The sequence below is a fragment of the Capnocytophaga sp. oral taxon 329 str. F0087 genome (genome assembly GCF_000213295.2).
Lineage (GTDB): Bacteria > Bacteroidota > Bacteroidia > Flavobacteriales > Flavobacteriaceae > Capnocytophaga > Capnocytophaga leadbetteri_A.
Genome location: NZ_KN389988.1, coordinates 45419 through 51824, shown reverse-complemented (window position 1 = coordinate 51824; position 6406 = coordinate 45419). Strand labels below are relative to the sequence as shown.

Sequence of the window (6406 nt, the reverse complement as noted above, 5' to 3'; positions counted from 1 at the left end):
GATAGTTTAGTTTTTTTAGTTACAGATAGTTCAGTTTTTTTAGTTACAGATAGTTCAGTTTTTTTAGTTACAGATAGTTCAGTTTTTACAAGTGGCAAAAGTACAAATTTATTTTGGATTACCACGCCCTCCCCACAATGTTTACATTTTCATCCCTCCCACCTGTCTCACTCGTCCCACTCGTCCCACTTGTCCCACTTGTCTCACTCGCCCCACATTCCCAGCCTTCTCAGCCTTCTCATTCCTCCCATCAGTCCCACATCTTGCCCGTGCGGCTTGCCTTTGTGTTATGCGTTAAAGCTTAGCATATAATGTTTTACCAACACATCTGATGCATTTCCATTATTATCTTTTAAAAAAATATAAACTATCAATTTCTCCCTCAGAGAAATATAACTCTATATTATTCTGCTTGATAATATTATCATCAATAATACTCCCTATTTTTTCTCCTAATTCATCTTTTGTTTTATCAAATATAAGTAAGTCATCTTCATACTCAAGCAATGTATTTTCTCTATTTTTTAGATTTCTTTCTACCATTATATAATAAAGATTTATATTTTCTTTGAAACAAAATTCTATTTTGAAATATAAATAATACACTACATACAAACTACTATACCTAGAAATAAAAAAATCTTGCGATATATTTTTTACAACATCAATATTAAATAGTTTTTTATCTATTGTATCATTAAAAAAATCACTAGTTTTTATCTTATACATAAGCTCTTATTTTTTTTCTGAATAGTCTGGTATATCTCTAAAAAGCTGTTTAGTTAGCCCCAACATATACTCGCATCCCACAATTGCCCTCATTTGTCCCACTTGTCCCACCTGTCTCACTTGTCCCACCTGTCTCACATCTTTGCCCGTGCGGCTCGCACTCCCACTCGCACTTCCCCAAAAATTTTTTCTCTTTACTCTTACACTATACTTACCATATACAAACGATACAGGAAGAGCGAACGAAAAGCGAAAAATCAGCGAAGTATAAACATCTAATAAAAATATCAAAAGTAGTATGTTTTACTTTTCAGTTATTCTAAAAAAATCGTTGCAAATATACGGTGTAATTGCCAATTAAAAAAAAATTTCTATCTTTGCAGTTCAATAAAAAGATTAATTAACTATGTCTTGGTTTAAAAGAACAGCAAAAGGAATACAAACCTCTACAGAGGAGAAGAAAGATATCCCTAAAGGATTATGGTTTAAATCGCCCAGCGGCAATATAGTAGAGCAAGATGAGTTGGTTACCAACTTCTACGTAAGTCCTGATGACGATTACCACGTGCGCATTGGCAGTAAGGAGTATTTTCAAATACTGTTTGACAATAATGAGTTCAAAGAATTAGATGCCAATATGGTCTCTAAAGACCCACTTTCGTTCGTAGATACCAAATCTTACGACAAACGTTTAGAAGAAGCCACTAACAAAACGGGGCTCAAAGATGCCGTTCGTACAGCGGTGGGCAACTCTAAGGGGGCGCCTATTGTCATTGGCTGTATGGATTTCGCTTTCATTGGCGGCTCTATGGGTAGTGTAGTGGGCGAGAAAATATGTCGTGCTATCGACTATGCTATCAAGCATAAACTCCCATTCCTTATGATTTCAAAATCAGGTGGAGCTCGTATGATGGAGGCGGCTCTTTCGCTAATGCAGATGGCCAAAACCTCTATTAAGTTAGCCCAGCTCGATGAGGCAAAGTTGCCTTACATATCGCTTTGCACCGACCCTACTACAGGGGGTATTAGTGCTTCCTTTGCGATGCTTGGCGACATCAACATAGCCGAACCAGGCGCGCTTATAGGTTTTGCAGGCCCACGAGTAGTAAAAGACACCACAGGGCAAGACCTCCCAGAGGGCTTCCAAACGGCAGAATTCGTTCTCGAGCACGGCTTTTTAGACTTCATCGTAAACCGCAAACAGCTAAAAGACACCGTCAATCTATATATAGATTTAGTGATGAATAGAAAAATCAGATAGTAGGTGTTAGCCGTTAGTGGTTAGTCGCTAGTGCTTAGACTATAAAAAAACAACTTATAAGACCAACATAACCAATGAATTTACCGAAGTACGATGTTTTGCCTGATGAAACAAAACATATTTATGAGTTTGTAAGTGAAGGAAAGAAAGGTTGTATATACAAAATGGTAAAGTTTCAGGAAACAAATTTAATAAATGTTTATAATTTAGGTTTCGGAGATGAAAATCCTATTACCGGTGAAATAGATGATAAAATTGTTTCTGATAACGGAGATATGGAAAAGGTATTAGCTACTGTTATCTCCATTATTTATGCTTTTACTGAAGAATTCCCTGATAAATGGGTATATATAACAGGTAGTTCACCTACAAGAACAAGGCTGTATAGGATAATTATTATGAAGTACTTATCTATTGTTGAAAGTGATTTCACACTGCGCTGTTGGCAAAATGGTGAGTGGAAAGATTTTTATCCTAATATCAACTGTCAAGGTTTTGTTTTAAAACGAAAAAACAATAAATAACTATGAGTACAGAAGAGAAAAAAGATTTAAAAACTATTGTAGAGAAAACAACAAGGAAAGTGCTTAAAGTAACACCTCATTATGTACTTTTAGAGCCCGACCCTTCGTTGGATAAATATGCTAATAAGGTACTTTTTCCTGAGAAATTAGCACAAGCTAATGAAGCATTAAGAATAGCAGGTAACCCTGAATTTTAGCCGTTAGCCCTCTAACATCTAACGACTAATAGCTAGCGTCTAACGACTAACGACTAACGACTAAATGATCACATTCAAAGCACCGAGTAATATAGCCCTTGTAAAGTACTGGGGCAAGAAAGGGGAGCAGTTACCTGCTAACCCCTCTATTAGCTTTACGCTTAGCCATTGCTATACCGAAACCTCTATTGCCTACCAGCGTAGAAGCGCCGCTACTATGGCTACTGACGCCCCTTTTTCTTTTGATTTTAGCTTCGACGGACAGCCAAAGCCGTCCTTTCACCCCAAAATCGAAGCCTTTTTTGCGCGTATTGCTCCTTATTTACCTTTTTTAACGGACTATCATTTCAGTATCCACTCGCATAACTCCTTCCCGCACAGCAGCGGTATAGCCTCGTCTGCTAGTGCTATGGCAGCGCTTTCAGTATGCCTGATGCAGGTAGCCAGAGAGTTAGGCTATACATACTCCGAAGAAGAGTTTTGGCAAAAAGCCTCTTTTTTGGCGCGTTTAGGGTCGGGTAGTGCCTGCCGCAGTGTCAAAGGTAGTATAGTGGTATGGGGGCAACATCCTTCTATTGTGGGCAGTTCAGACGATTATGGCATACCCTACCCGCTGCAAGTAGCACCTGTGTTTGCTGATTTTCAGGATACTATCCTGCTCATCGACCGTGAGCAGAAGCAAGTCAGCAGCACCGTGGGGCACAATTTAATGCACGGACACCCTTTTGCCGAGGCGCGTTTTTTGCAAGCCAATAGCAATATCGATCGCCTTATAGGGGCATTTGCTACAGGCGATATCGATACGTTTATAGAGGTAGTCGAGAGTGAAGCCCTCACCCTCCACGCAATGATGCAGACCAGCATTCCGTATTTCATACTGATGCGCCCCAATACTTTGGAAGTTATTCAGCGCGTATGGCAGTACCGCAAAGACACCAAAGTACCGCTTTGCTTTACCCTCGATGCCGGTGCCAATGTGCATCTGCTGTACCCTAAAAGCGTAAAAGACGAAGTACAAACGTTTATCAAAAACGAATTAGCACACTTTTGCGAAGAAGGGAAATATATTAATGACCAATTAGCCAATTAGCAAATCGGCAAATTGACAAATCGACAAATTCTTATGGATATTACTAAAGAGCAAGTTGAGGATTTTATAGAAGAGGTACTTCCGCTTACAGAGCGCGAGGTCATTAGCTATGAACTTTCGCCAGCTGAGGGCTTGCCTATCACTGATAGCAAAGTCGGAGGGGTACCTTATATTCCCAAAGGAGGCACTTTGCCCAGAACTTCTGACGGCTACCCGCTATTTATGATAGCGCAAATCAACTGCGAACAGTTGCCGCCAAACAGCTTCTATCCTAAAAAAGGACTCTTGCAGTTTTGGATAAGAGTTGTCGATGAAAAATTTATAGACGAATATAACCAAGGGGTTTGTAATCATAATGAAAGAAATGACCCCTTTAGCGATAACAACCGCAGAGTGTTGTATTACCCTACCCTTACCGAGGCAACTCCCTTTGAAGAGTTTCAAGCGGAATACCATTTTTATGATGAGTGTATGCCTCTGAAAGAGTCTAAGGAATTTGCAATGCACTTCACTAAAGAGCGCGAAGAGGTCAGTTATGCCCTTTCGTTCTTTCATCCTATCTTGGTACAAAAGTGGAATGAAAAGTTTGGCACCAATTACGCGCATTACCTATACGACTCACCTACTCAAATCCCCGACGAAATAGATGAGATTTTCAACGATTGGCTACCCGATGGGCAAGGTAATAAATTAGGAGGCTATGGCGAGGAAGCTGAGTATGGCAATTATTATCCCGATGATTACCGCTCTTTCCCATTATTGCAAATAGATTGCGATGATGATTTAGGCATAGATTGGATAGACGGGGTAGGGCTTTTCCTTATTAAGGAAGAAGAGCTTGCAGAAGCCGATTTTACAGAGGTGTATTACAATTTTCAGTTTTAAAATATAAAGCTATGGGAGTATGGCAATGGTTACAAACAATATTCAGTGAGGGGGAAGATAGACTAACAGATAAACAACTCACAAGGCTGGAGAACTTTGCCCAAGCGGTAAAAACAGCAACAGCTCGGCAGGTAATACATATACAGGCACTACCATCTGCTAATCTGTCAATTACCGATAGTAAGTTTGGCGGTATTCCTTACTTGCCTAAAGGCGCCACACTGCCTACAGCGCGTAATGGTAAGCCGCTGTTTATGTTGGCACAAATCAACTGCTCGCAGTTGCTTGAAAATAATATATACCCTAGAAAAGGACTGTTGCAAATATGGGTAGCTGCCAATGGCAAGTACGCTGGCAACCAATACTATTCTTATTCGCCCCATACACAACGCGTTATATATTATCCTACTTTAGAAGAGGCTACAGATTACGACAAATTTAAGCAGGTGTATCAGTTCGAGGGCAAGCCTTTGCCTTTTGCTCCTACAAAGGCCTATCGACTAATTTTCACCCAAGGCACTGATACTTTTTCTTATGAGCAGTTGCGTTTTAATCATTCGTTGCTGCCACTGTGGAAAACCTACTTTGGGGAGCAGCGAGAGAACTTTCTTCTTTTGCCTGAAAAGATAGCCGAAAAGCTCAAAGAGTTATTGCCTACCTCTCGAGGGCATCGTATAGGCGGCTATAGCGAGGTCGATGATAACGCTCAGGCGGTAGGTAGCGATGGCTTACCCAAAATACTACTACTGCGTATAGATACCGATGAGAAAGTAGGTATCCGTTGCAAAGATAACGAGGCTGTAAATTTTCTTATCGAAAAAGACGATTTTCAAGCGCTCGATTTTAGTAGGATACAACACTCTCTATAAAACAAACGTATGACAACAACCAATAGCAATCAGTCAGCCCCTAAAATAGTTCTTATTACGGGCGCGACTTCCGGTATAGGCAAACAAACAGCTTTGCTGCTCGCCTCTAAGGGCTTTTTGGTGTACGGCACGGCACGCAATGTCGAGGGCAAGAACCTTCCCTTCAGATTGCTACCAATGGACGTGCGAGAGCCAGCCACTATCAAGCAGGCAGTGCAGCAAATCCTCAGCGAGGTAGGGCGTATTGATATCCTTATCAACAATGCAGGGGTAGGTATCACAGGGGCGGTAGAAGAGCTGCCAGCCGACCAACTGCATAACGTTTTTGCCACCAACCTCTATGGCGCTATGTCTGTAGTGCAAGAGGTTCTGCCTACTATGCGTGCGCAAAAGAGCGGACGTATTATCAACATTAGTTCGATAGCGGGCTATATGGGTTTGCCTTTTCGCGGAGCCTATTCAGCCAGCAAAGGGGCTTTACTGCTGATGACCGAAGCCTTGCGTATGGAGGTAAAAGCCTTTGGTATAGAGGTCTGCACCATTTCCCCCGGCGATTATGCTACCGATATAGCCTCTCGCCGTTATCACACTCCCGTAAACGAAAACTCTCCTTATGCTGAGGTGTATGCAAAACAACTCCGCCTGATGAATGAGCACGTCGACAGTGGGGGCGACCCTAAAGAAATGGCCGAAAAGATACTCAAAGTAATCAACACCAAGCACCCCAAAGTGCATTATAAACAAGGCAGTTTCTTACAGAAATTTTCAATAGTCCTCAAACGACTTTTGCCCAGCAAACGCTACGAGCAAATGCTGATGAAACATTATCAATTAATAAATTAAAAACCAAG

9 protein-coding genes are annotated in these 6406 nt (G+C 41.1%); 7 read left to right on the top strand and 2 right to left on the bottom strand.

The window, feature by feature from the left end; translation table 11 throughout:
- Positions 1-345: 345 nt before the first annotated feature.
- The gene (locus HMPREF9074_RS02425) at positions 346-729 is read right to left on the bottom strand and encodes a hypothetical protein (protein ID WP_009391575.1); all 384 of its coding nucleotides are present in this window, start codon (positions 727-729) and stop codon (positions 346-348) included.
- Between the two features lie 6 nt (positions 730-735).
- Positions 736-1020, bottom strand: a complete 285-nt coding sequence (locus HMPREF9074_RS12615) for a hypothetical protein (protein WP_009391576.1) — start codon at positions 1018-1020, stop codon at positions 736-738.
- 115 nt (positions 1021-1135) lie between these two features.
- Here HMPREF9074_RS12615 and accD point away from each other — a divergent pair, with 115 nt between their 5' ends.
- The 7 genes from accD to HMPREF9074_RS02385 all read left to right on the top strand — a co-directional run bounded on the left by accD (position 1136) and on the right by HMPREF9074_RS02385 (position 6398).
- The gene (gene accD, locus HMPREF9074_RS02415) at positions 1136-1990 is read left to right on the top strand and encodes an acetyl-CoA carboxylase, carboxyltransferase subunit beta (protein ID WP_009391577.1); all 855 of its coding nucleotides are present in this window, start codon (positions 1136-1138) and stop codon (positions 1988-1990) included.
- Positions 1991-2064: 74 nt separating this feature from the next.
- Positions 2065-2514, top strand: a complete 450-nt coding sequence (locus tag HMPREF9074_RS02410; RefSeq protein WP_009391578.1) for a DUF6934 family protein — start codon at positions 2065-2067, stop codon at positions 2512-2514.
- Positions 2515-2516: 2 nt separating this feature from the next.
- On the top strand, positions 2517-2711 hold the full coding sequence (locus tag HMPREF9074_RS02405) for a hypothetical protein (RefSeq protein WP_009391579.1): 195 nt from the start codon (positions 2517-2519) through the stop codon (positions 2709-2711).
- Between the two features lie 64 nt (positions 2712-2775).
- Entirely contained in the window at positions 2776-3801 is a 1026-nt protein-coding gene (locus tag HMPREF9074_RS02400; protein ID WP_009391580.1) for a diphosphomevalonate decarboxylase, read from the top strand.
- 33 nt (positions 3802-3834) lie between these two features.
- Entirely contained in the window at positions 3835-4686 is an 852-nt protein-coding gene (locus HMPREF9074_RS02395; protein WP_009391581.1) for a YwqG family protein, read from the top strand.
- Between the two features lie 11 nt (positions 4687-4697).
- Positions 4698-5555, top strand: coding sequence for a YwqG family protein (locus tag HMPREF9074_RS02390; protein ID WP_009391582.1), 858 nt, complete (start codon positions 4698-4700; stop codon positions 5553-5555).
- A 9-nt stretch (positions 5556-5564) separates the two neighbouring features.
- Complete coding sequence (locus tag HMPREF9074_RS02385; RefSeq protein ID WP_009391583.1) at positions 5565-6398, top strand: SDR family oxidoreductase; 834 nt, start codon at positions 5565-5567, stop codon at positions 6396-6398.
- Positions 6399-6406: the final 8 nt, after the last annotated feature.

What these genes read in the sequence shown, in the direction of transcription:
- HMPREF9074_RS02425 (WP_009391575.1), bottom strand. Translation starts at nt 729, where the DNA reads ATGTATAAGATAAAAACTAGTGATTTTTTTAATGATACAATAGATAAA.
- accD (WP_009391577.1), top strand. Translation starts at nt 1,136, where the DNA reads ATGTCTTGGTTTAAAAGAACAGCAAAAGGAATACAAACCTCTACAGAG.
- HMPREF9074_RS02410 (WP_009391578.1), top strand. Translation starts at nt 2,065, where the DNA reads ATGAATTTACCGAAGTACGATGTTTTGCCTGATGAAACAAAACATATT.
- HMPREF9074_RS02405 (WP_009391579.1), top strand. Translation starts at nt 2,517, where the DNA reads ATGAGTACAGAAGAGAAAAAAGATTTAAAAACTATTGTAGAGAAAACA.
- HMPREF9074_RS02400 (WP_009391580.1), top strand. Translation starts at nt 2,776, where the DNA reads ATGATCACATTCAAAGCACCGAGTAATATAGCCCTTGTAAAGTACTGG.
- HMPREF9074_RS02395 (WP_009391581.1), top strand. Translation starts at nt 3,835, where the DNA reads ATGGATATTACTAAAGAGCAAGTTGAGGATTTTATAGAAGAGGTACTT.
- HMPREF9074_RS02390 (WP_009391582.1), top strand. Translation starts at nt 4,698, where the DNA reads ATGGGAGTATGGCAATGGTTACAAACAATATTCAGTGAGGGGGAAGAT.
- HMPREF9074_RS02385 (WP_009391583.1), top strand. Translation starts at nt 5,565, where the DNA reads ATGACAACAACCAATAGCAATCAGTCAGCCCCTAAAATAGTTCTTATT.